Annotated in this window: 18 protein-coding genes; 8 read left to right on the forward strand and 10 right to left on the reverse strand. The window is 64.2% G+C overall.

Features of this window, described 5'->3' with window-relative positions; genetic code table 11:
- Positions 1-11: 11 nt before the first annotated feature.
- Both J2R80_RS16050 and J2R80_RS16055 read right to left on the reverse strand, forming a co-directional pair.
- A complete protein-coding gene (locus J2R80_RS16050) occupies positions 12-1,568 on the reverse strand; it encodes a hypothetical protein (RefSeq protein WP_253638857.1) in 1,557 nt (518 codons plus the stop codon).
- 15 nt (positions 1,569-1,583) lie between these two features.
- On the reverse strand, positions 1,584-2,774 hold the full coding sequence (locus J2R80_RS16055; RefSeq protein ID WP_375162648.1) for a glycosyltransferase family 4 protein: 1,191 nt from the start codon (positions 2,772-2,774) through the stop codon (positions 1,584-1,586).
- Between the two features lie 279 nt (positions 2,775-3,053).
- Here J2R80_RS16055 and J2R80_RS16060 point away from each other — a divergent pair, with 279 nt between their 5' ends.
- Positions 3,054-5,159, forward strand: a complete 2,106-nt coding sequence (locus J2R80_RS16060) for a GumC family protein (RefSeq protein ID WP_375162583.1) — start codon at positions 3,054-3,056, stop codon at positions 5,157-5,159.
- 18 nt (positions 5,160-5,177) lie between these two features.
- On the opposite strand, the gene J2R80_RS16065 is transcribed toward J2R80_RS16060, so the two are convergent.
- Complete coding sequence (locus J2R80_RS16065; protein ID WP_256527998.1) at positions 5,178-6,503, reverse strand: polysaccharide biosynthesis C-terminal domain-containing protein; 1,326 nt, start codon at positions 6,501-6,503, stop codon at positions 5,178-5,180.
- A 618-nt stretch (positions 6,504-7,121) separates the two neighbouring features.
- Between J2R80_RS16065 and J2R80_RS16070 the strand changes: the two genes are divergently transcribed.
- On the forward strand, positions 7,122-8,342 hold the full coding sequence (locus tag J2R80_RS16070) for an NAD(P)/FAD-dependent oxidoreductase (RefSeq protein ID WP_253638860.1): 1,221 nt from the start codon (positions 7,122-7,124) through the stop codon (positions 8,340-8,342).
- A gap of 24 nt (positions 8,343-8,366) precedes the next feature.
- Here the strand turns inward: J2R80_RS16070 and J2R80_RS16075 are convergent, their stop codons facing one another.
- Positions 8,367-9,497 carry a GNAT family N-acetyltransferase gene (locus tag J2R80_RS16075; RefSeq protein WP_253638861.1) on the reverse strand — a complete coding sequence of 377 codons (1,131 nt, stop codon included), beginning with the start codon at positions 9,495-9,497 and terminating at the stop codon, positions 8,367-8,369.
- 461 nt (positions 9,498-9,958) lie between these two features.
- Between J2R80_RS16075 and J2R80_RS16080 the strand changes: the two genes are divergently transcribed.
- The 3 genes from J2R80_RS16080 (at position 9,959) to J2R80_RS16090 (ending at position 13,200) form a co-directional block, all read left to right on the forward strand.
- Positions 9,959-10,813, forward strand: a complete 855-nt coding sequence (locus J2R80_RS16080; RefSeq protein WP_057019213.1) for a WecB/TagA/CpsF family glycosyltransferase — start codon at positions 9,959-9,961, stop codon at positions 10,811-10,813.
- 75 nt (positions 10,814-10,888) lie between these two features.
- Positions 10,889-12,178, forward strand: a complete 1,290-nt coding sequence (locus J2R80_RS16085; protein ID WP_253638862.1) for an O-antigen ligase — start codon at positions 10,889-10,891, stop codon at positions 12,176-12,178.
- A complete protein-coding gene (locus tag J2R80_RS16090) occupies positions 12,175-13,200 on the forward strand; it encodes a glycoside hydrolase family 5 protein (protein WP_076830597.1) in 1,026 nt (341 codons plus the stop codon). The genes J2R80_RS16085 and J2R80_RS16090 overlap by 4 nt, the downstream gene beginning before the upstream one ends.
- 27 nt (positions 13,201-13,227) lie before the next feature.
- On the opposite strand, the gene J2R80_RS16095 is transcribed toward J2R80_RS16090, so the two are convergent.
- Positions 13,228-14,439 (reverse strand): amidohydrolase family protein, encoded by a 1,212-nt coding sequence (locus tag J2R80_RS16095; RefSeq protein WP_253638863.1) that lies wholly within the window; start codon positions 14,437-14,439, stop codon positions 13,228-13,230.
- Between the two features lie 118 nt (positions 14,440-14,557).
- Between J2R80_RS16095 and J2R80_RS16100 the strand changes: the two genes are divergently transcribed.
- Positions 14,558-15,847, forward strand: a complete 1,290-nt coding sequence (locus tag J2R80_RS16100; RefSeq protein ID WP_256527844.1) for an MFS transporter — start codon at positions 14,558-14,560, stop codon at positions 15,845-15,847.
- A gap of 9 nt (positions 15,848-15,856) precedes the next feature.
- Here J2R80_RS16100 and J2R80_RS16105 read toward each other — a convergent pair whose 3' ends face one another.
- From J2R80_RS16105 to clpB, 5 genes are all read right to left on the reverse strand, one after another.
- A complete protein-coding gene (locus J2R80_RS16105) occupies positions 15,857-16,048 on the reverse strand; it encodes a hypothetical protein (RefSeq protein WP_057019217.1) in 192 nt (63 codons plus the stop codon).
- An 82-nt stretch (positions 16,049-16,130) separates the two neighbouring features.
- The gene (locus tag J2R80_RS16110) at positions 16,131-16,946 is read right to left on the reverse strand and encodes a family 1 encapsulin nanocompartment shell protein (protein ID WP_253638864.1); all 816 of its coding nucleotides are present in this window, start codon (positions 16,944-16,946) and stop codon (positions 16,131-16,133) included.
- Positions 16,939-18,000, reverse strand: a complete 1,062-nt coding sequence (locus tag J2R80_RS16115) for a Dyp-type peroxidase (protein ID WP_253638865.1) — start codon at positions 17,998-18,000, stop codon at positions 16,939-16,941. The genes J2R80_RS16110 and J2R80_RS16115 overlap by 8 nt, the downstream gene beginning before the upstream one ends.
- A gap of 147 nt (positions 18,001-18,147) precedes the next feature.
- Positions 18,148-18,402 carry a DUF2171 domain-containing protein gene (locus J2R80_RS16120; RefSeq protein ID WP_253638866.1) on the reverse strand — a complete coding sequence of 85 codons (255 nt, stop codon included), beginning with the start codon at positions 18,400-18,402 and terminating at the stop codon, positions 18,148-18,150.
- Positions 18,403-18,502: 100 nt separating this feature from the next.
- Entirely contained in the window at positions 18,503-21,115 is a 2,613-nt protein-coding gene (gene clpB, locus J2R80_RS16125; protein ID WP_057019220.1) for an ATP-dependent chaperone ClpB, read from the reverse strand.
- Between the two features lie 347 nt (positions 21,116-21,462).
- Here clpB and J2R80_RS16130 point away from each other — a divergent pair, with 347 nt between their 5' ends.
- Together J2R80_RS16130 and J2R80_RS16135 are read left to right on the forward strand one after the other, a co-directional pair.
- Positions 21,463-21,687, forward strand: a complete 225-nt coding sequence (locus J2R80_RS16130) for a hypothetical protein (protein ID WP_141340045.1) — start codon at positions 21,463-21,465, stop codon at positions 21,685-21,687.
- 96 nt (positions 21,688-21,783) lie between these two features.
- Positions 21,784-23,202: a hypothetical protein gene (locus J2R80_RS16135; protein WP_253638867.1), complete on the forward strand. Its 1,419-nt coding sequence runs from the start codon at positions 21,784-21,786 to the stop codon at positions 23,200-23,202.
- The last annotated feature ends 78 nt before the right edge of the window (positions 23,203-23,280 follow it).

Here is a 23,280-nt window from a genome sequence, read left to right on the forward strand (position 1 = left end):
GTCGACCGAGGCTAGTGGAGCCGTCGCGCGATCGGCTTCGCCAGCGTGCCTTGCCACTCCCGCTGGGCTGGTCGGTCGCTTGACCGCAGGCTGTTCAGCAAGGCGGTGGTCTTCGGCTGGACCCGCGAGCCGTCGATCACCTCGAGCCGGCCGCAGCGGTTGAGCGTGTGCAGCTTGCGTCCGGTCCACAGCGGCCCGGGTTTGAGCAGATGGCGCACGGCCTGCCGGTAGGTCGTCGGCGACAGTTCGAGCACCTCCGCAAGTCCGAGCGCCGCGCCGTATCCGTTGGTGCAGTCCTGCACCGGCCGCCACAGCTTGCCGTTGATGGTCACGAAATTGCCGGCGGGTCGGGTCGTCGCGCGATCCATCAGGATCGGATTGCTTGCATGCGGCCGCCAGGGGCCGAACAATTGCTCGGCGTAATAGATCGCCAGCGTGTCGGAATATCCGCCGGTGCCGTCGCGCCAGGCTCCGAACATATAGTAGAGGCCGTCATGCTGCGTGATGGTCGCGTCGGCGAGTTCGAGCCCGGACAGCAGCGTGCCCTGCCGTTCCCACTTGTCGGGAAAGCGAACGCATTTGTAGATCGGGACATCGCGATGCGCGGTGCTTTCCGGGATCATCCACAGCTCGCCATTGTTCTCGATCAGGAACGGGTAGGACAGGTGCCACGGCTCTTCGAGCACCGGCAGCACCGTGCCGACCGGACCGTTGCCGTCGAATTCGATCGCGGAGATGATGCCCTTGCCGGTTCGGTGGTCGAGGTCCTCGAAGAACACGAACGTCCTGCCCTGCCATTTCACCGGGACGGGATCGGCATAGAAGTGATTGCCGGGATCGCCGAGCACGCTCCAGGCAGGTCCCGACAGGTCACCGGTCCGCCAGATATCCGCGTCGTCGGCGTAGCGCCAGCCGACATGCCAATGCGGCGCGTAGCAGCAAAGACGATAGATCTCCTTCGCGATCGAGGTCGCGACGCCGCGCAGGACAAAGGGCGCGGGATTTCCCGGCGCGCTGCCGGTCGCCGGCACAGCCAGTTGCGGCACCAGCCGCGGAGCCCCCGACAGGATCGGCGGCAGCATGGACAGGGTGCGCGCCATCACCGTTTCGAGCCCGCCGCTCAGGCCGGTGGCGATTTCCGCCGAGGGATGGCCGCGGTCCATGACCGTGCCGTCGAGCTCGTTGACGATTTCAATCACCGGCAGGTCGACGGCGAGAATGGCGGCCAGTGCGGCGGCTTCGCCCGCCTGTCCGTTGAAGCGTGGACGGAGATAGAGCCTGGCGGAGCAGTTCGGGTCCCGCTCGGCAGTGGTGAAGTCGACCACCACATCGGGGTTGCCCATGCGCGGCCGTTCCGCAATCGTCTTCAACCTGTCGACATCACCCGCCTTGCCCTTGCGCAGCACGATGCGTTCGAGCTCGAACAGCATGTCGAGGCCGGCGGGCCTCGGCCCCGGCGTCGTCGTCCAGGCGATCTGAACGGGAATATCCTGATCGCTGACGCGCAGCGTCTCGCGACGCATCCAGAGTCGCGCCTGCGCGCGATCGCAGCGAAACTCGATAATCATGTCCAGCCCAATTTCCTAGTGCGCGTCCACTCCCACGGCATTGCCGAGAATGCGGACGTATTCCTCTATCATGGCATCCAACGAATAACGCGACTTCAGGCCCACGGCACTTTGCCGCAGCTGGTCGCTCAACAAACGATCGGTCAGGACTTTCGACACGGCGGCCGAAAACTCCGCCTCGTTAGCCGCGTCAACGAACACCGCCGCGGGCTGTCCCTGGTAGGACAGCACCTCGCGCAGCACGGGAAGATCGTTGACGACGCAGGGAATGCCGGCGCTCGCGGCTTCAACAGCGGCAAGGCCGAAGGTTTCGGCCTGCGTCGGAAATACAAAGACGTCGAGACACGCCAGGAATTCGGCCATCTGGCGCGGTGGGATCTCGCCGATGAAGTGCAGTCGGTCCGCGACTTTCAGCTCGCTCGCCAGGGCTCGCAGCCGTTCCTCATCCGCTCCTTGTCCGGCAAGGGCAAGATGCCAGGATTGGTCGGCGGCCAGCAGGCGAATTGCCGCATCGAGCCGCTTGTGCGGATGCAGCCTTGCCGCGCAGCCAAGCAGCGTGCGATCCGGCGGCAGCCTGAACTGCTGCCGCGCGACGTTCTTCGGCAGGCTGTGCGACTTGTCGTCGAAGCCGTGCGGGACGTGCGTCATGCGCGCGCGATAGGTCGCGGGGTAGCGGGCGTATTCACGCTCCATGTCCCGCGAATTCAGCGTGATGCACTGGAAGAAGCCGGTCGAGCCCATGAAGATGTCGGCGGCGCGCACCGGCATGCTCATCGACATCGCCGAGGACACCTGATTGGCGATCACCGGAGCGCGGCAGACGAGCCGCGACACGCCTCCGCCGATCACATTGCCGAAGTGCTGGAAGGTCAGCACGACATCGGGCCTGATGGTCCTGAGATGACCGGCGAGCGTCCACAGCATCCGCAGCAGGGCCAGGGGATTTCCCGGGCGGGTCTGCGCGCAATAGAAAGTATTGGGCGGCTCGTCGAAGGAATCCGATTTGCGGAAGAAGAACAGGTTGGCGACGTCATAGCCGCACGCGGAGAGGCCCGCGCCGAGCAGCCGCGATATCTCCTGCGCGCCGGCGTTCTCGGCCTGGGTCTGTACCAGGACGACACGCAGCTTTGGCTTGCTCTCGTTCGGTCGATCGCGTGATGCGGTCGATGCCTCGCGCAATTCTGTGCTTGGCCTGTAATGAAGCACGGCTTCCTCACCCGTCGAAGGAGTGAAATCGTCTCCCTCGCTATTGCGCGCGTACTTATCACGCGAAGCGCGCTCGTAGATCGAGTAGCGCGTGTTGAGGTTACTGCTCATTTAGTGCGATCAGACATTGCCAGCAATCGAGAGCCATTGTTTCACGCATAGGGTACAGCTGGCTCGTTAACTAATTGGTTACGTCCGCATGAGGAGGGGGTAACCGTGGATTAACCATAGATATTTACGTTGGAGCAGTACTGTCAGTTGAATTCGAGTAACCGCCCCATGAAGTTCGGTAGCCGCGTAGGCCCGAGACGTTCCGAAGCCACGGAACCCGCCGCGTCGTGGGAAGCTGCCGGCGTGCCGACCAGCCGATCCTCTGCGGAAACCACCCAGGGCGTGCTTAGCATTCCCGGCGTGGTGGCTTTTTTCCGCGAGAACGGTCAACGCATTCTGATGCTCGCCGCGTTGATCTTCGCGGTCGGCGTCATTCTGCTGATGTTGATTCCGGCGCGCTATGCCGCGACCGCGCTCGTCGTGGTCGACCCGCGCGAGCAGCGCGTGACCACCGATCAGGACGTCCTGCCGGGGATCGGTCAGGATGCCGCAGCACTGCAGAGCTATGTCGAGATCGCCAAATCCGACGGATTTCTCGGGCCGCTGATCGAGCAACTCAAGGTCGCCGAGGACAGCGACATCTCCGGCGGCAGAACCGACCCGACGCGCCTGCTCGACCGGTTTCGCAACCGGCTCGACATCTCCCGGCGCGGATTGACCTATGTCATCGCCATCAAGTTCACGTCCAACAACCCGCAGCGTGCGGCCTACTACGCCAATGCGGTGGCTGAGGCGTTCGTCGCCAGCCAGCGTGGCACGCGCAGCGTGGCGACCGACGAAGCCGCCGACTGGCTGAAGAGCCGGCTCAAGACATTGGACGACCGCTTGCGGTCTTCGGAAGATGCCGTTGCGAAGTTCAAGCTCGAGCACCGGATCGTCAACGCCGGCAAGGAATCGACGACGCAACAATTGCGCGTCACCGATCTGACCCAGCAGGTCGCCGCCGCGCGCGCCCGCACCGAGGAGGCCAAGGTCCGCTATGAGCAACTGCAGCGCGACCTGAAGGCCAATGTCGACGGCCCCGTCAAGCAGGACCTGCTGAGTGCGCTGCGCGCCCAGCGCTCCGCGCTCAACGACCAGATCGCACAGAAGCGCGGGGTGCTGGGCGACCGTCATCCAGACCTCGTGATGGCCCTCAGCCAGCTCAGCGATCTCAACCGACAGATCGAGATCGAGCGGAAGAAGAACATCGACACCGCGAAGTCGGAATATGAGGCGCAGCGCGATCAGCAGAAAGCGCTCGAGGATCAGCAGAAGGCGGTCGAACAACAAATCCTGGTCGACGGTCAGGCGCTCGTCAAGCTGCAGGGATTGCAGCGCGACGCCGATGCCAACAAGAATATCTACGAGCAATTCCTCTCGCGCTACAAGACCACCGACGAGCAGCGGCTGCTGCAGAGCTCGCAGACCAAGGTCGCATCGCCTGCGACGCCGCCGGTGCGCTCGACGCTGCCGCCGCTTCCGCTGTTGCTGGTCGCGCTCGCGATCGTCTCGCTGCTGACGTCGACGGCGATCGTCGCCGTTCCCGGTCTGAATCTGAAGCAGCTCCCGATCAAGGCCATTCCGCCGCTGCGTCGGGCCGAGGCGCCTGCACTTGCGCCGGACGCGCCGCAGTCTGCGCTGCCGCCGGGATTGCCGGTGCTGGCCCGCATTCCCAGTATCGCGTCGCCCGACGCCGTCAGGAGCGTCTGGCAGACCCCGATCTCGTCGACGGCCGAGCCTGATCTCAGTCCGCATCTTCAGCTGCTGATCGAGAACATCGAGCAGCTTCCGGGAGACCATGGCAAGGTGGCGCTGCTGCTGTCGGTCGAGGCCGGTGCGGGCGGCAGTACCGTTGCACGGTCGCTGAACCGATCCGCGGTCAAGAACGGAATGCTCAGCGTCCTGATCGAGATGGAATCCAGGCGCGCCGAGGCCGCGCCGCCGCAAGGATCGGGGATCATCAAGGCCGATCTGCCGTCCGTCGTCGAGTTGCTGGGCGCCAGCAGCAAGGCGCCGCCCTATCCGCCGGACGATATTCGCGCCGATTTCGGCCTGATCATCGTCGACGCATCGTCGTTTGCGCTGCAGCCTGCCGCGGTGGCGCTGGCTGCCTATGCCGACCTCGTGATCCTCGTGGTTCGCGAAGGGGCTGCCAACTCGGCTGCGATCGGCAAGGCGCGGGCCGATCTATCCGGGTATGGTTCGGTCCCGACCGTGCTGGTCGTCAATCGCGTGGCGGTCGATGACGCCGTTCGCGGTCGCCAGGGCGAGGCGCTCGGCCTGGCGAGCTGAAGGCGGTTCAGCTGACGTCTAGTCGTTGCTGTCGGCAACGCGGACCGCGTAGGCGTGACCTTTCGACGGCCACAGATGCGACAGCACCAGAATGGATGGGTCGACGCCGGTCCGCCGCCGGCACAGTACATTGAGCGCGACGGTGGCGAGGACCAGCGAGACCGTCGCCGAGATCGCGGCGCCGAGCACGCCGAGCCAGGGGATCAGCACGACAAATCCCAGCAGCCGCAACGCCACATTGGCTGCAACGACGGGAACATAATCACGCTCATGACCTGTCAGCTGCAGAACAGCGGCAGAGGGTCCGCCTGTCGCCTGGAAGGCCGTTCCGATCGCGAGCACGATCAGCACCCACTGCTGCGCCGCGAAGTGCGGCCCGAACAGGCCGAGCAGATAGGGGGCGCCCACCCAGACAATGACGAGCCCGCAGAGCACGCAGAGCGCGGTCACCTCGGCCATCAGCTTTAACGTATGTTCGAGCTCGCCGTGGTTCTTGCTGAAATACAGCGAGGGGAGCCGGCGCGCCCCGAACGTGTAGAGCGCAGCCGACAGCATCGCGAAGATGTTCGCCAGCCGCGAGGCGGCGAAATAGACGCCGGCGGTGGCCGGATCCAGCATCCAGTAGACCAGAATGACGTCGAAATACTGGTTTGCCGCTTCGAGAATGGAGGCGAGCCAGAACCGGAATGCGCTCTTGTTCCAGCGCGAGGTCTCGAAGCGCGCCGTGACCGACCGCAGGTTCGGCAGCACCCGTACGATCGATACGATCTGCACGACGAGCCCGAGGGCCATGGCGGCCGACATCGCGCTGAACAGCTCGGCGGGGGTGAGCTGCCGGTGGCCGAACAGCACCGCGATCAGGAACAGGACGACGGCGACGCGCCAGAAGAACTCCCGATTGCCTTCGCCCATCAGGATGCTGACCAGGGATCGCGCGATCTGGCTGCCGAGCATGAGCCCTGCATTGATCGCGGTGAACGCCGAGACCGACAGGATCAAGAGCCACCACTCGCCGCGAATGCTTGCCGCCGCGGCGATCGCGGCGATCGAAATCAGCATCCCGATCGCGGAGTTCTTCAGGCTCGACAGCAGCACACCCTTGGTGAACTCGGCCTGGCCGCGCACCTCATACTCATTGAGAAATCGAACCAGGAGCAGCTCCTGGCCGACCAGGCCCACGACCGAGGCGATCTGGGCGACGGAGAGCAGGGTTGCGAAGTTTCCAAACGCGTCCGGCGTCATCGCCCGCGCGGCGAGCGAGAACAACGCGAATGCGAGCCCGCCGCTACCAACCTTGAGCAGGATGGTCCCGGCAACGCCGCGCGTAACGTCGCGCCGTAACAGTTGGAGCACGGAGGCAATCACCAGAGACGTCTCAATATCCAGTCGGGCTGTTGACCGCAGCAATCGGTGAAGCCTGGAGTGTTAATGTTCTCTTGCTAAGATTCCGTTCCTTTCGAACGGCTGCCGGGCCCAACGCAGTTGTGAACAGGGCCAGGTCGCGTTGCTCCATTCTGGAACGGCGCCGTCTGCCCTGTCTCCAAACGGCGCAGGTTGGATTTGCCTCCAGCGTCCGGTCCAGTGGCGCGGACCTTGCCGGAACAGACTGCGCTTGCGCGTCAACGCCATTTGTCGCTGCTCGATGGCCTGGCAATTGCCTCGCCATCCCGCTGCGGAGCCTGCAAAGGTTCGGTTTCATGGCCGACCGCCGTGCAAGCCATGTGCCGAGAGACCGCTGATCGTGGTCCGGACGTTTTCATTAACCGCAATTCTGGAACTCGCCGTGTTCGATCGGCAAGGCGGCACCGCAGGCAAGGAAATTGCAGTCCTGCGGCCAACCAGAGCTTTTCCCGTTCCGATGGAATCGAAACGGGACTCTAGATTCTTGTTTTGACGCGTTTTCTTCACGCGAACCGGTATCCACTTCGCTCGAAAACGCTCTAGCCGTCGGAGCGGACGAACATGATTGCCGAGAAAAGTGCGACCAAGCCAATCGTGGCCTGCGAGACCGAGGTCATCGAAGCGGACGTCGCAATTGTCGGAGCCGGTCTGGCAGGCTCGCTCACAAGGGCTGTGCTCGCCCGAGCCGGATACCGCGTCGTCCTGATCGACAAGCGATCGATCCCGCCGGACGAATTCCGGGTTGAAAAAATCGCCGGACGGCAGATCGATATCCTGCGCCGCCTCGGCTTCATCGACGACGTCGAGGCCATTGCCGCGCCCTATGACCGGGTGCTCAACATCAGGAGCGGCAAGCTGGTCGATATCGGCGTCGGCCGGTCCTACGGGATTTCCTATGCCAACCTCGTCAACATGGCACGCGGCCTGACGCCCGATGCGTCGAGCTTGCTGCTCGACCAGGTGACCAATGTCAGCTGCAGCGAGGAACGTCAGCAGTTGACGTTGGCCTCCGGAAAGCGCGTCGTCTCGCGTCTGGTCGTTCTGGCGACCGGCATGGCGAACGTGCTCGGCCACAGTCTCGGAATGCGCCGGCAGATGCTTGCTGCGCGCCACTCTGTCTCGTTCGGCTTCACGATTGCACGGCCGGACAACGCGCCATTCGATTTCGATGCGCTGACCTGCTATGGCGAGCAGGCGGCTGACGGCGTCGACTATCTCAGCCTGTTTCCGATGTCGGGCGGCATGCGGGCGAACCTGTTCATGTTCCGCGATCCGACCGATCCGATCATGCGTGAGCTGCGCCGCGACACCAGACGAACGCTGCTTCGTCTGATGCCGGGATTGCAGCCCTATCTCGGCGATTTCGAGGTGGTCGGCCAGGTGCAGAACTGGGTCATGGATCTGACCGTGACCGAGGGCCATCTGCAGCCCGGCGTCGTGTTGATCGGCGATGCGTTTCAGACCAATTGTCCCGCAGCCGGAACCGGCGTTGGCCGACTGCTGGTGGACGTCGAACGTCTTTGCACGGACTATGTGCCGCGCTGGCTGAAGACCGCCGGTATGGGCGCGGACAAGATTGCGCAGTTCTATTCCGATCAGGACAAGCTCGCCGCGGATCAGCACTCGCTGCACCTGGCGAGCTTCCGCCAGGCCTTGACGTTGAACACCGGTGTGCGCTGGAACTTGCGGCGGAAGCTGCACTTCCTGCGCCGGACGATCACACACCGGGTGGACCGGATTCATCCGGGATGGGTGATGCGCGTGCGCGGCGCGCTCCGCTGATCGGGTTGCCAGCGCCGGGCGGCGCTAGCGCGTGCCGGTCGAGGTGCGGACCGGCCTGAAATCGGTCACACGCTTGGCGGCCTGCTTGATCCAGGGCGCCTGCTTCAAGGCAAACAGCGCGAGCGAGCCGGCCGCGCTCCCGGCCTGCGTCACGGCCGACATCGGCGTCGGCTGACCGCCGAAGTACGTCTTGTAGGGTTCGTCACCGATGGTGAAGTCCAGCACCCGACCGCCGCGCTCGATGCAATCCTTGGCGACGCTCTCGAATGTCAGCGCGCCGATCGATTGGCTCTTGTATCCCTCGACATCGAACGCCGTCATGACGACAAGGAGGCTGTCACGGTGAACCAGCCCAAGGGCCGCCGCGATGACTTTGCCGTCCATCTTCATGGCGTAGAGCCGGGCAAACGAGCCCATGCCGCGAAGTGCCACGCTCGAGTAGAAATCGAAATACTCCGGTCGCTGCAACAGGTCGCCATCACCCTGTTCGTGAAACCGCGGACCGCGAAACTTTCTCATCGTCTCCATGGCTTCGCCGACGGAAGCGCTATCGTCGCAGCATGAGAAGGTGAGCGTGCCCTTCTTGTGGATCTGACGCCATTTCTTTGCCAGCTCCTTCTGGTACGACTTTCCCATTGCATTGATCTGCCACTGCTCGAACGGCGCAACCAGGACCGTCGCGTAGGCATTGGTATCCATCAGGCTGCGATGGGGCGCTCCGAGCAGATTCTCGATCGGCATCCTCGCATCGAGCAGCTTGGGTATGCGCAGCAGGTCGAACGGCCTCAGCAGCTGTCGAAGCCGTTCGCAGGCACGCTGGTCTTGCAGCAGGTCGGTGAATGTCGCGATGCTGCACACCGGCGACAAATAGTCGGACACGCGGAGATCGGCGAATTCGATGGTGCGCATCGGGCCGCGCCGCACGCGCAGCATCGGCAGCACGGCCGCAAGCGACTTGTTCGCACGACGGCGGACGGCGACGACCAGCGGCTTGGCCGACGCAGCGGGAGCGAGCTTGCGATAAAGGCTGTCCAGCCATAGCGGATGCTGGAAGGCGGTCGCGTCCGAGCCTTCAAATAACTTCACGTACTCTTCAGACAGGAAGTCGAATGCGTCGTCGATGCAGACATCGAACGCGTCATCATTCTTGTTCATGTGAGACCAAACAAAACGACAGTTTCAAAGCGCCGATTGAATCCGGCACGCCGCCCTTATAGCAAAGGTCGATCGGCTCGGGCAGCGGCAGAACACGATTTGTATTAATGTAATGCCTCGACCTTTGCACATTGTTGCTGGGGCGAGCCATTGCCTTCATCGCATCGACTGCGATCGGCTGTCATCTCAGTTGGCCGCGTCCGGGGATCAGCATCGTTAACAATCCCTTAAGGATGCGTTCAATCGCGCCGTGGTGAGATATCGCACCCGGTCTGGACCGGATATTGCAGTTAAGGGCTCGCAAGTCCTGGAGTCCCGCCGAAATGCTGAGTCACAGCCAAAAAAACCGCGCTTCCTACGCAATTTCGTTCCCGCAGGCCGACCGCAAGCCGCCTCGGCGTCTCAATTCGGACATCGCTGCTCCGCCTGTCCGGATTTGCGACACGTCGCGGGCCGAGCAGATGTCCCTGGCGTCGGCGCAGATCGGATCATTGCCACACGGTGCGCCGGAGCGGCGTATCAATCCTGTCGGCAGGGCTGCGACTGCCGGTGTTCCCCGGGCGACCATCGGTGGACTGCGGCTCGCCGTGCTCGATCGCGAGCAGACCGCCGAGTTCATGGTCGAGGCGGTGCATCCGAACCGGCGTGTCAATCGTCCGCTGTATCTGACCTCCGCCAACGGCGAGGTGCTGTCGCGCTGCTCGACCGAGCCGATGACGGATCGGCTGTTCCGTACCGCCGACCTGATCAACGCCGACGGGCAACCGCTGGTCATGGTGTCCAAGCTTCGGTCGCCGAATCCGCTTCCCGAGCGCGTCGCGACCACGGACCTGTTTCACGACGTCGCGCGCAAGGCGGAAGAACTCGGGCTGACTTTCTATCTGTTCGGCGCCAACGAGGCCGAGAACAAGGCTGCCATCGCCAATGTCCGCCGGGCCTATCCGGCGCTCAAGATCGTCGGCCATTCGCACGGCTATCTGCGCGGCGACGCGCTGCGGGCCAAGGTCGACGAGATCAACGCCCTGGCGCCGGATTTTCTCTGGGTCGCGCTCGGCGTGCCCTATGAGCAGGCTTTCGTCGACGAATTCATGCCTCGACTCGGCAATGTCGGCGTCATCAAGACCTCGGGCGGGCTGTTCAACTTCCTGTCCGGCTCGCGGCCGCGTGCGCCGAGATGGATGCAGATCGTCGGCCTCGAATGGGCCTGGCGCCTGTGGCTCGAGCCGCGGCGGCTGTTCTGGCGTTACCTGACGACCAACCCGCACGCGCTCTATCTGCTGTTCAACCGGACCCGATCTTCGTCAACGAAAGACTGACGCCTCTCACGAGTGCAATGTGCTGCTCCGATCCACCGGAGCAGCAAGCTCATTCCATGAGCGGAGTACAACCGAATGGACGGACGTGCGATCGACAGTTCGGTCTGGCAGGCACCCGGCGTCGGGGCGGAAAATTTCGCCAGGACCGTCATCGGTTGGTCGATCACCATCAATGTGATCATGTCGATGGGGACCTTCCACGCCGCGCTGCTTCCGACCGAGTTGACCCTGGTGCAGCAAGCCGTCGCCCTGTTGATGTGGGGCGTCCTGATCTACGCAAGCCTGTTCATCCGTCCCTGCCTGCGGCTGGCCCTCAATCTCGACGCGCTCGTGATCGTCGCGTTCTATGCGTTCGCCACTGTTTCCGTGCTGTGGACCAACCTCGGCGTGGCGGCCCTGATGAAGGCCGCGGCGCTCGCAATCACGACGCTTGGCGCGTTCTGCATGATCACTCGCGTCGATATCGACGACATCGTGACATCGGCCACCCGCGGCCTGTTGGTGCTGATCGCGGCCTCTGCGCTCTGTGCTGTGATCCTGCCGGACATCGGGATCGATCAGACATGGATGCACAAGGGGCAGTGGCAGGGTGTCTTCGAGTCGAAGCAAACCCTCGGCTTCGCCGGCGCCTATCTCATGTTCTTCGCCTGCTATCGAAAGATAGCGGGACAAGGATGGCTGCCGTTCCTCGTGACGTTCGTGCTGGCCTCGACCTGCGTCATGCTTTCGGAGTCGCGCGGCGCCGGCGCCCTGTCGTTGGTTGCCTGCGCGCTGCTGCTCACCTCCCTGTGGTCGGTCCGGTGCATGCAGGTCTACGCGATCCTGCCATGTGTCATGTGCGTCGCGGCAGCGCTATTGATCCTGTATTTCTACACGACCGGATACGATTCGATTCATGCCTTCGACACGACGATCGACTTCACCGAGCGAACCTTCATCTGGCAGTACGCCATCAGCCATTTCGATGACGCGCCGCTGTTCGGATTCGGCATCAACGGCTTCTGGACCAATCCGGCGATCTACGACTATTTCAACCAGAACCACGGCTGGGTGCTCGACAATTATCACAACGGCTATATCGCCATTCTCGTCGAGACCGGATTCCTGGGCTATTTCCTGTTCACGGCGGGCGTCTTCCTGTTTTCCTACAAGGTGCTCTGCCTGATCGCAGGGCGGGCGATCGACCGTCTGCACTGCGCGTTGATCATCGGGTTCGTCTTCCTCAACTGCCAGACCAATTTCACCGAGACGGTCTTCCTTCGTTCGACGATGTTCACGTCGGTGCTGCTGATCGCCTTCTTCCTCGCCATTTGCCGGCCGGTGCCGTCATCGCGCGTAGAGCCGCGCGAGTTGAAGCAGCCATGACCGCGTTCCGATTGCTTCTGCAAAGAGCCTTCGTCATGCTGGCGGCGGCGGCACTTGCTCTCCCGCTGATCGCGCCGGCGAACGCTGCGGGGCAGGGGGCATCGCCGGACGCCGCGCCATTGGGGCGCGGCATCAATATCCTCGGCTATGACGGCATCTGGGAAGGCTACCGGAACGCGCCGTTCCGGCTGGAAAACCTCGCCGCGATTCGCAGGGCCGGATTTTCCCATGTCCGGATCAACTTCTTCGGCTTCAGGCATATGGAGTCCGGCAACATCCTCGATGATGCCGTCCTGCGGCGCCTCGATGCCGTGATCGAGCAGGTGCTGGAGAATAGGCTCGTTCCGATCCTCGATGAGCACGACACCGATCTCTGCCAACGCGACGTGGCCGAATGCGGCGTGAAGCTCAAGGCATTCTGGCGCCAGATCGCATCGCGCTATGCGGGGAAATACCCGGCGCTGGTGTTCGAGATCCTGAACGAGCCCGGCGGCAACATGACCTCGGCCGAATGGAATGCGCTGCTCGGCGATTGTCTTGCCATCATCCGGGATACCAACCCGAAGCGCAATGTCGTGGTCGCGATCCTGAACACCGAGGAGCTGCCGATCGATCAGCTGGTGCTGCCGGCCGGCGACCGAAACCTCATCGTCACATTCCACTATTACCTGCCGCTGCAATTCACCCATCAGGGCGCGCCGTGGTCGCCGACCTTCTCGAAGATCGGTCCGTTGCGCTGGGGCTCTGCGGAAGACTTGGCCACGGCCTCGGCCGATTTCGACAAGATCCGCTCCTGGTCCGAGAAGGAGCAGCGCGCGATCTATCTTGGCGAGTTCGGTGTCTATGAACGCGCGCCCGCGGAGAGCCGCGCGACGTATCTGTCGTTCATGGCGAGACGCGCGGAACGCAATGGCTGGGCGTGGGCTTACTGGCAGTTCGACCACGATTTTGCGGCCTTCGACGGCGTCCGGCAACGCTGGAAGGCGGACATCCTCCGCGCGATCATCCCTCCGGTCCGCTGAGCCCTTCGATTGGACGCAGCGTCCGCTTCAGGATCGGCCAGCGGCCTTGACGACGCGATTGTCCCGCGCGGTGAGCACGCCACCCTTGTAGACTGAACGCCCGGACGGCCGCGCCACCACGGCCTCCTGGATATGCACGGCGTTCAAGGTCACGAAATCGGCCTTGGCCCCCACGTGCAGGCCGTAGTCCTCGAGCCTGAGCGCCTTGGCGCCGGCCGCGGTGATCATGTCGAACGCGATCGCGAGCCCCTCATCGGTGTAGAAGCCCGAGCGGTATCCGATCATCATGGCACGGCCCAGCATGTCGCCGTCGCCATAGGGCCACCAGGAGTCGCGGATGTTGTCGTTGCCGCTGAACACCGTGACGCCGGCTTTCCGCAACAGCGCGACCGGCGGGAACGGCCGGCTGCCCGGGGCATTCGTCATGATCGCCACGCCCGAACGCGCCAGACTGTCGGCGGTCTTCTTCAGCGCATCGGCGGGAATGTCGCCGAGCCCGTAAGCGTGGCTGACGGTGACGCGGCCCGCCATGCCGAGCGCGCGCGTTCGCGCCGCGATCTGCTCGACCTCGAAGGCACCGAGCATGCCGCCGTCATGAAGATGGATATCGACATCGACGCCGTGCTTTTGCGCAACGCCGAACACGACGTCGAGATGGCCCTCGACATCCCGGTCGAAGCTTGCGGGATCGAGCCCGCCGACGGCATTGGCCCCGAGCTTGATCGCCTCGTCGAGCAGCTGCGGCGTGCCCGGGCTGGTGAGGATGCCGTTCTGCGGAAACGCCACGAGCTGGATATCGATCAAGTCGCTGTATTCCTCGCGAACCCCGAGGATGGTCTCCAGCGACTTCAGCCCCACCGAGCCGTCGACCATGACGTGGCTGCGCATCTGCGTCGTGCCATGGCCGATGCAGAGGTCGAGCTGGTTCCGCGCGCGCACGTCCATCGGCGCGGCGGCGGCAAGGTTCTTGGCCTGAAACGCCACCCGCTCATGGACGTCGAATCCGTCGGTGCAGGGACGGTGTGGCCGCCAGGTATCGCCGTAAAAACTAGTGTCGAGATGGATGTGGCCTTCGACGAAGCCGGGCACGACCAGCGCATTGCCGAGATCGACGATCTCGACCCCGCTGGGGCGTTCGCCCTTCGCCTCAATCGCAACGATGCGGCCGCCACGAACCAGCATATCGCGGCTGGCGCCGTCACCGAACCTGGCATTGATGAAGAGTTTGTCGGCTGGCATCGGATCTGTTCCTCTTCTCGCTTGCGTCGCATGCAGATCGCGCGGCTCTCCATGCCTTGCCTAACATGGTCAGAGGAATAATACTCCGCTCGCACAAGCAGACAAGGAACCGAGAGCGTTGCCGGAGATTGCAAGCGGGGAACAGTTCGATGTCAAGCGCGCAGCCTTTGCCGCGACCATCGGCAACATGCTGGAGTTCTACGACTTCATCACGTACAGCTTCTTTGCGACCGAGATCGGCCGCACCTTCTTCCCCGCGCACAGCGAATACGGCAGCCTCATGCTGTCGCTTGCGACCTTCGGCGCCGGTTTCCTGACGCGGCCGATCGGCGGCATCGTGCTCGGCATCTTCTCCGACCGGGTCGGCCGGCGGCCGGCGATGCTGCTGAGTTTTGCGCTGATGGGCGGCGCGATCCTGACCATCGCGCTGACGCCATCCTATGCCGCGATCGGCATTGTGGCGCCGATCATCGTGATCCTGGCGCGGATGGTGCAAGGATTTGCGCTGGGCGGCGAGGTCGGGCCGACCACGGCCTATCTGATCGAGATCGCCGCACCGAGGAACCGCGGCCTCGTGGTCGCCTGGCAGCCGGCCAGCCAGGAGATCGCGGCGACGGTGGGCGCGCTTGTCGGTGTCATCCTGAGCAGCACGATGGCGCCCGACATGCTGCAGACCTATGGATGGCGCGTCGCGTTCCTGCTCGGGGCGGTTTGTCTGCCGTTCGGCATCTGGATGCGCCGCACGCTGCCGGAAACCGTCTCGCATGGCGAGCACGTCGTCGGGCAGATCGAACGCTCGAGCCATGTGGCCCTGGCGCGGCGGCATCTTCGCGTCATCGTGCTGGCGGTGATGATCCTGGCCAGCGGCACGATCTCGACCTATGTGACGCAATACATGACGACCTACGCCAAGAATACGCTGCATGTGTCGCCGTCGCTGGCGTTCACGGTATCGCTGGTCAGCAACGGACTGCAGATCATCGGCGCGGTGCTGGGCGGCTGGCTTGCCGACCGGCTCGGCCGCAAGCCGATCATGATCTGGCCGCAGCTGGTCGTGCTGGTGCTGACCTATCCGGCCTTCCTGTGGATCGTCCAGGACCCCGGCGCGTGGTCGCTGCTGTTCGGCTTCGGCATCCTGTCGTTCATCGGGTCGCTGCCGTTCACCGCGTTCTATGCCGCCTTCACCGAAGCGCTGCCGCAGAGCATTCGCGGCGGCGTGTTCGCCACGATCTACGCGGTCGCCATCGCGACGTTCGGCGGCACCGCGCAACTCGTGGTCACGTGGCTGCTGCACGTGTCAGGCGATCCGCTGGCGCCGTCCTGGTATCTTCTGCTCGCGGCGGCGGTCGGCATCGTGGCCATGAGCCTGATGCCCGAGACCGCCCCGGTGAAGGTCGGCGAGAAGTAACCGCCCCGCTCAATCCATGTCGCGAAAGGCGTGGCCGTTGGCTTCGATTTCCTTCACGAGCTGCGGCGGCAGATTGGCCTGCGCCGAGGTGCCGTCGAACACCCAGTCCTTGGCGTCGGCAAGGTCGGGAAGGCCGGCGCCTTTGCGGACGTAGAGACCGACCGATGCCTTCTTCGGATTGATGTAGAGATCGTAGTCCATTGCGCGCCTCCTCTCCGTTTCACGTTTGGCGGAAGTTCCGGCAACGGCCGGAGACTTCCCGGATAGGTCAACGCCGGCAAGACTAGGCGGGTTTCTTCGCCTCCGGCGCAAGCACCACCGACGCTTCGCTCGTCAGCATCAGGAAGGTGATGGTCTCCTGGAAATACAGCTGAACCGATTTCGCCGAGTGGCTGAGATAGCCGATCGAAAGATCCTGGCCGATCGAGAGCTGGAAATCGCCGCCGCGGGTGGTCACCAGGACGCCACCCTCGATCGCGGGCGCCCAGATGATCTTGCCGTCGATCAGGCGCTGGATGTGCTGCAGCACCGGATAGCCGTCGTCGGTCGCCCCGCCGATCGCGGTATAGGGCTCGGTGCCGAGCAGCAGCGTATAGGGACCGTTGACGCCGGCAAGCCGCAACTGGCTGACCGCCTGCGCGACCACGGCGGGATAGTTCTTGACGCTCGGCGGCAGCGTCAGCACCGGGTTGCTGGTGCCCTGACGGATACCTTCGATGCCGGCGGCCGCGTAGCCGTCGAACACCGTGCGATCCTCGGCGAAGGCAATCTTGCGCGCCGCTTCCTTGAGCGGATCCCAGTCGGAATCATTCGCGCCGCGCTCGACATCGTCGATCGCCTGGCGCGAGAGCTCGAACGGCACGCGCAGTTCGACCAGCGCGCGAACGTCGCGTTGCGTCGCCTCGACCCCGTCGCCGGGCGCCGCAATCTTCTTGAGATGACCGGTGCCGACCGCGGAGAAATCCGTTCCCTTCGGACCGTCGACGTCGACGACACGGCGCGCCGCCAGATGGCGCTTCAACGTGCGCGAGGCCTCCTCCTCGATCTGGGCCCATGCCGCGTCCGAGATAGGGGCGAGTCCCCGATGAAGATTATTCATGTCCAGCCTCTCCTTTCAGTGAGCCGATCCCGAGCGAGCCGTCGGACGGCGGTATTCCTGGTGCAGGTGTGTCGCGAGCCCCGGCGTCATCCGGAGACGGCTCGGCGGGCGAAGGTGCCGGCGCCTCGCTCGCGACATCCTCCAGGAAGGTCGCCGACGGGACGAAGAACAGCATGCCGGTGACGGCGCGGCTGAAGTCGAGCAGGCGGTCGTAATTGCCGGGTGGCTTGCCGACGAACATGTTCTCGAGCATCTGCTCGATCCGCTGCGGGGACTTGGCATAGCCGATGAAATAGGTGCCGAACTCGCCCTTGCTGATATTGCCGAACGGCATGTTGTCGCGGACGATATCGAGCTCCTCGCCATTCTCGACGATCGTGGTCAGCGCGTTGTGCGCGTAGCTCGGCTTCACCGCATCGTCGAGCTCGATGTCGGACAGCTTGGTTCGGCCGATGATCTTTTCCTGCATCTCGACCGGCAGCTCGTTCCACTTCTTCAGATCGTGCAGGTATTTTTGCACGATCACATAGCTGCCGCCGGCGAACGCCGCGTCCTCGTCGCCGATGATGGTGGCGTCGGCGGCCGCCTGGTCCTCCGGATTCTCCGTGCCGTCGACGAAGCCGAGCAGGTCGCGTTCGTCGAAATATTTGAAGCCGTGCACCTCGTCGGAGGTCGCAACCGCATCGCCGAGCCGCGTCACGATCTGGGTCGCCAGCTCGAAGCACAGATCCATCGGCACGGCGCGGATGTGAAACAGCAGGTCACCCGGCGTTGCGACGGCGTGGTGGACGCCGTTGATCTCGCGGAACGGATGCAGGCCTTTCGGCTTCGGCCCACCGAACAGCCGGTCCCATGCGTCGGAGCCGATGCCCATGACGCATGACAGCCGGCCCTCGAGATCGCGGAAGCCCACCGCACGCAGCAGCGCGCCCAGATCGGCGCACAGCGACCGCACCACCGCGTCATATTCCGGATTGGGCTTGATCGTGACCGCAAGGAAGATGGCCGCGCGCGTCAGCTTCGCAGCGACCGGTTGCGGAACGGCTGATGGCACGCATGTCTCCTTGACTAAACGGCACTTCCACGAGGACAAAAGGCAGGCGCTGGACGCCGGATCGGCGTCCAGACAGGGGCAGAGGAGCATGCCACTGGAACCTTTACAAGGGCTCGAATGGCTCACGCTCTTGCAGAGGTGCCTGCCTCAATCGACGGGCTTGCCGGACTTCTCTTCCTCGAGGGTCACCGCGATCGCGGCGTTGGCCGAGAGCCGAACCTTGGAGCCTTCGACATCCGCCACGAAGCCGAGCTCGATGAAGTGATGATGGCCCTTGTGGAAGCCGTCGCTCTCGCTCTTCTTGAGCTTGATGCGGTTGCCCTCGACGTGATCGACGGTGCCGACATGCACGCCATCGGCGCCGATGACCTCCATGTTGTCCTTGATCTTGTGCTGCGTCATGGCGCTCTCCTGGTTGCAGGTCAGCTTGTATATTCGGCTTGCATATGATGCCGGCCGACGACGCGGCGATGACAGCGCGTCGTTGGCGATCCGGCCTGTCTCACACCGGTTCGAATTCGTCCGCCGCCGCGTTCTCCGGCTTCTTGCCGTTGAAGGTGAGGCCGGCCTTGGTGGCCGAGAGTTTTACCTCTGAGCCGTCGCGCACATCGCCGGAAAGGATCATCTCCGCCAGCGGATCCTGCACGCTGCGCTGGATCACCCGCTTCAGCGGGCGGGCGCCGTAAGCCGGATCCCAACCCTTCTCGGCGAGCCAGTCCCGCGCCTTCGGGTCGAGCTCCAGCTCGATCTTGCGATCCTCGAGCAGCTTGCGCAGCCGCGAGAACTGGATCTCGACGATGCGGCCCATGTCGCTCTTCTGCAGCCGGTGAAACAGGATGATCTCGTCGATCCGGTTGAGGAATTCGGGCCGGAAGTGCGCCCGTACCATGTTCATCACCTGCTCGCGCACCGCGCTCGTGCTCTGGCCTTCCGGCTGGTTGACCAGATACTCGGCGCCGATGTTCGAGGTCATGATGATCAGCGTGTTGCGGAAATCGACGGTGCGGCCCTGGCCGTCGGTGAGACGGCCGTCGTCGAGCACCTGCAGCAGTACGTTGAAGACGTCGGGATGCGCCTTCTCGATCTCGTCGAACAGCACCACCTGATAAGGCCGCCGCCGCACCGCTTCGGTCAGGGCACCGCCCTCATCATAGCCGACATAACCGGGAGGCGCGCCGATCAGCCGCGAGACCGAATGCTTTTCCATGTATTCGGACATGTCGAGGCGGATCATCGCGGTCTCGTCATCGAACAGATATTCGGCAAGCGCTTTCGCAAGCTCGGTCTTGCCGACGCCGGTGGGACCTAAGAACATGAACGAGCCGATCGGCCGGTTGGGGTCCTGCAGGCCGGCGCGGGCGCGGCGCACCGCGGTCGACACCGCGCGGACCGCCTCGGCCTGGCCGACGACGCGCTTGCCGAGCATCTCCTCCATGCGCAGCAGCTTGTCCTTCTCGCCTTCCAGCATCTTGTCGACCGGCACGCCGGTCCAGCGCGACACCACCTGCGCGATGTTGTCGGCGGTCACGGTCTCGCTGGCGGACGAGGTCTCGCTGGCTTCGACCGCCGCGAGCTTCTTCTCGAGCTCGGGAATCCGGCCATAGGCCAGCTCACCGGCCTTCTGGAATTCTCCCTTGCGCTGCGCATTGGCAAGCTCGGTACGCAACTGCTCGAGTTCGCCCTTCATCTTCTGCGCATCGGAGAGCTTGCTCTTTTCCGACCGCCATTTCGAAGTCATATCCGCCGATTTCTTTTCCAGGTCGGTGAGATCCTTCTCGAGCGTCTGCAGGCGGCTCTTGGAGCCGAGATCGGTCTCCTTCTTCAGCGCCTCCTGCTCGATCTTCAGCCGGATGATCTCGCGGTCGAGCGAGTCGAGTTCTTCCGGCTTGGAATCGACCTGCATCTTCAGCCGGGCGGCCGCTTCGTCCATCAGGTCGATGGCCTTGTCGGGCAGGAAGCGGTCGGTGATGTAGCGGTTCGACAGCGTCGCGGCTGCAACCAGCGCCGAATCCGCGATGCGCACGCCGTGATGTTGCTCGTATTTGTCCTTCAAGCCGCGCAGGATCGAGATGGTGTCCTCGACCGTCGGCTCGGAGACGAACACCGGCTGGAAGCGCCGCGCCAGCGCTGCATCCTTCTCGACATGCTTGCGGTATTCGTCGAGCGTGGTGGCGCCGATGCAATGCAGCTCGCCGCGAGCGAGCGCGGGCTTCAACAGGTTGGATGCGTCCATCGCGCCGTCGCCCTTGCCGGCGCCGATCAGCGTGTGCATCTCGTCGATGAACAGGATGATGCCGCCCTCGGCCGAGGTCACTTCCTGCAGCACTGCCTTGAGCCGTTCCTCGAACTCGCCGCGATACTTTGCGCCGGCGATCAGCGCGCCGAGATCGAGCGCGAGCAGCGCCTTGTCCTGCAGGCTTTCCGGCACGTCGCCGTTGACGATGCGCAGCGCGAGGCCCTCGACGATCGCGGTCTTGCCGACACCGGGCTCGCCGATCAGCACAGGATTGTTCTTGGTCCGCCGCGACAGCACCTGGATGGTGCGGCGGATCTCTTCGTCGCGGCCGATCACCGGGTCGAGCTTGCCGTCGCGCGCGGCCTGGGTGAGGTCGCGGGCGTATTTCTTCAGCGCGTCATAGGCGTTCTCGGCCGATGCGCTGTCGGCGGTGCGGCCCTTGCGCAGCGCGTTGATGGCCGCATTCAGGTTCTGCGGATTGACACCGCCCTTGGCGAGCAGTTTGCCGGCCTCGCTGTCCTTGTCGGCTGCGAGCGCCTGCAGCAGGCGCTCGACGGAGACGAAACTGTCGCCGGCCTTGTCGGCGGCCTGTTCCGCCGCCGCGAAGGCGCGCGCGGTCTCGGGCGCCAGATAGATCTGTCCGGAGCCGGCGCCGCTGACCTTCGGTATCTTCGCCAGCGCGTCTTCGGTCGCCTTGAGGATCGCGCGCGAATTGCCGCCGGCGCGGTCGATCAGGCCGGCCGCGAGGCCCTCATTGTCGTCGAGCAGCACCTTCAGGATGTGCAGCGTCGAGAACTGCTGATGCCCCTCGCGCATCGCGAGCGATTGCGCCGACTGAATGAAACCGCGAACGCGATCGGTATATTTTTCTATGTTCATCGTGGCACCTCAAGGCAACGCAGGCTCGTCGAGATCCATTATGCCACGCAGTTCCGTCGGCGACAGATGGCGGAACGATGACATCCATCATGCAACAGCCCCGTGCAATTGCGCCGGCGGAAAACCGCGGGCCAAAGGCTGCCGCATCTCGCATCGTGTGGTCCTTTCAGGGGAGTGTCAATCGCGCAGCGCGCTCGCTGGGATGCTTCGGTTAAGCCGTTGTGAGGGCTGATGTTCGTCGCTGGCACTCATCCGGGGGCACTGCTACGGCCGCGCGGGCAAGCCGGGTGCACGCGTCGCGCTGATTGCGGTTCGATGGATCGCCGGGCTCGCGAAGCGAGTGCTGGATGAGCATGGATCGCCGTGATCGTACAAAGGCCAAAGGCATGATCGGGACACGCTATCGGAATCGATCACGTCGCGTTTCGCGTAGCTCGCCCGATGATGCAGAGAAGCAACGCGCGATGTTCCACTGCATCGCGCAACGTTGCATCACGGCGCGCTCTGAACCGACCATGAATAGCCGGATGAGCGCGTTTCCGTTTGCGTCGATGCGTTTCAGCCTGGTGTAAGGTCAAGGCGCTAGCGATGAAGTGTGTCGGTGCATTGCCGATGCACGGAACCTTTGTTCCGTCTCACGTTGAACGTGCTCATCGAAGAGGCTCCCAATGACAACTCGTCTCCTTTCGACCGCGTCGTGTGCAGCGATTGCCACGGCGCTGTTCTATGCGACCGCGGTGCCCGCAATCGCGCAGGATGCGGCATGCGCGCCGGTCTCTGCCGTCGAGACCGCGCCGCCGCCGTTGCCGACCTACGATCAGCCGCCGGTGCCTGGTCCCGGCTATATGTGGTCGCCGGGCAACTGGTCGTGGGACGAGGATCGCGGCGATTACTACTGGGTGCCGGGCACCTGGGTGCAGCCGCCGCGGGTCGGGCTGCTGTGGACACCTGGTTATTGGGGCGCGTTCGGCGGCGGCTTCATCTTCCATCAGGGCTACTGGGGTGATCGCGTCGGCTTCTACGGTGGCATCAATTACGGCTTCGGCTACGGCGGGTCGGGCTATGAAGGCGGCCGCTGGGATCACGGCAACTTCTTCTACAATCGGACCGTGAACAATCTGCAGGGTGCGCGGATCACCAACGTCTACGAGAAGAATGTCACGATCAATCAGACCACCGTCAACAACGTCAGCTACAATGGCGGCCGCGGCGGCATCGAGGTGCGGCCGACGCCGGCCGAGCGCGCGGTCGCCAAGGAGCAGCACTTCGCGGCGACGCCGTTGCAACGCAAGCAGGTCGAGACCGCAAGCCAGGATCCGAGCCTGTTCAAGCGGACCAACAATGGCGTGCCCGCAGTCGCCGCAACGGCGCGTCCCGGCGAATTGAAGGGACCGGGCGTGGTTCGCGCGCGGCCGGCCGGCGAGGCGGTGCCGGCCAACGCCGCACGGCCGGCGGCCGGGGAGCCGGGGCACCCGGGAGCTGCACCTGCACCCGCACCCGCAACAGCACCGGCTGCTTCCCATGCGCTCCCGGTCCCGGGAAAGCAGCTTCCGGCGGCGCATCCGCCCGCCGAGGCGAACAAGCCCGCGGCGGAGGAGAAGCGCGCGGCACCTGCTCCCGAGACCAAGGCCGAGCCGCATCCTGCTGCGCCGGCGCCTGCCGGATCCCACGCGCTTCCGGTTCCCGAGAAGGGCGTTGCGGCGCATCCGCCCGCCGAAGCGAACAGGCCCGCGGTCGAAGAGAAGCGCGCGGCGCCTGCCGCCGAGCCGAAGCTTGAGCCGCATCCTGCAGAAGCGACGCGGCCTGCCGTGCAGGAGAAGCGGCCCGAAGAGGTGCGCAAGGAAGAGCCGCGTCCCGAGCCTGCCGCGAAGCCCGTCGCGCGGCCCGAGCCAGCGAGGCCCGAAGCGCGACCGGAGCCAGCAGCGAAGCCGCAAGCGCACCCGGAGACGATGGCGCGCCCTGAGCCGCATCCGCAGCCGCAGGCCGCCCATCCCCAGCCGGCGGCACGGCCGGAGCCGCACGCCGCTCCGCATGCTGCGCCTGCGGCAGGTCATCCCGCAGAGGAGAAGCGGCAGGAGCAACACTAAGGCACGTCCGCGCTCCGCTGGCTCGTTCCGGCGGAGCGCGGTATTGTTCCGCCTGTGCAAGCGATCATCACTGGAGGT

Origin of the sequence: Bradyrhizobium sp. USDA 4541, assembly GCF_024171085.1 — a bacterium.
Classification (GTDB): domain Bacteria; phylum Pseudomonadota; class Alphaproteobacteria; order Rhizobiales; family Xanthobacteraceae; genus Bradyrhizobium; species Bradyrhizobium australafricanum.

Excerpts from the sequence above, each read along its gene's own strand:
- J2R80_RS16050 (WP_253638857.1), bottom strand. The coding sequence starts at position 1,568 with ATGATTATCGAGTTTCGCTGCGATCGCGCGCAGGCGCGACTCTGGATG.
- J2R80_RS16060 (WP_375162583.1), top strand. The coding sequence starts at position 3,054 with ATGAAGTTCGGTAGCCGCGTAGGCCCGAGACGTTCCGAAGCCACGGAA.
- J2R80_RS16070 (WP_253638860.1), top strand. The coding sequence starts at position 7,122 with ATGATTGCCGAGAAAAGTGCGACCAAGCCAATCGTGGCCTGCGAGACC.
- J2R80_RS16075 (WP_253638861.1), bottom strand. The coding sequence starts at position 9,497 with ATGAACAAGAATGATGACGCGTTCGATGTCTGCATCGACGACGCATTC.
- J2R80_RS16080 (WP_057019213.1), top strand. The coding sequence starts at position 9,959 with ATGTCCCTGGCGTCGGCGCAGATCGGATCATTGCCACACGGTGCGCCG.
- J2R80_RS16085 (WP_253638862.1), top strand. The coding sequence starts at position 10,889 with ATGGACGGACGTGCGATCGACAGTTCGGTCTGGCAGGCACCCGGCGTC.
- J2R80_RS16090 (WP_076830597.1), top strand. The coding sequence starts at position 12,175 with ATGACCGCGTTCCGATTGCTTCTGCAAAGAGCCTTCGTCATGCTGGCG.
- J2R80_RS16095 (WP_253638863.1), bottom strand. The coding sequence starts at position 14,439 with ATGCCAGCCGACAAACTCTTCATCAATGCCAGGTTCGGTGACGGCGCC.
- J2R80_RS16105 (WP_057019217.1), bottom strand. The coding sequence starts at position 16,048 with ATGGACTACGATCTCTACATCAATCCGAAGAAGGCATCGGTCGGTCTC.
- J2R80_RS16110 (WP_253638864.1), bottom strand. The coding sequence starts at position 16,946 with ATGAATAATCTTCATCGGGGACTCGCCCCTATCTCGGACGCGGCATGG.
- J2R80_RS16120 (WP_253638866.1), bottom strand. The coding sequence starts at position 18,402 with ATGACGCAGCACAAGATCAAGGACAACATGGAGGTCATCGGCGCCGAT.
- clpB (WP_057019220.1), bottom strand. The coding sequence starts at position 21,115 with ATGAACATAGAAAAATATACCGATCGCGTTCGCGGTTTCATTCAGTCG.
- J2R80_RS16130 (WP_141340045.1), top strand. The coding sequence starts at position 21,463 with ATGAGCATGGATCGCCGTGATCGTACAAAGGCCAAAGGCATGATCGGG.
- J2R80_RS16135 (WP_253638867.1), top strand. The coding sequence starts at position 21,784 with ATGACAACTCGTCTCCTTTCGACCGCGTCGTGTGCAGCGATTGCCACG.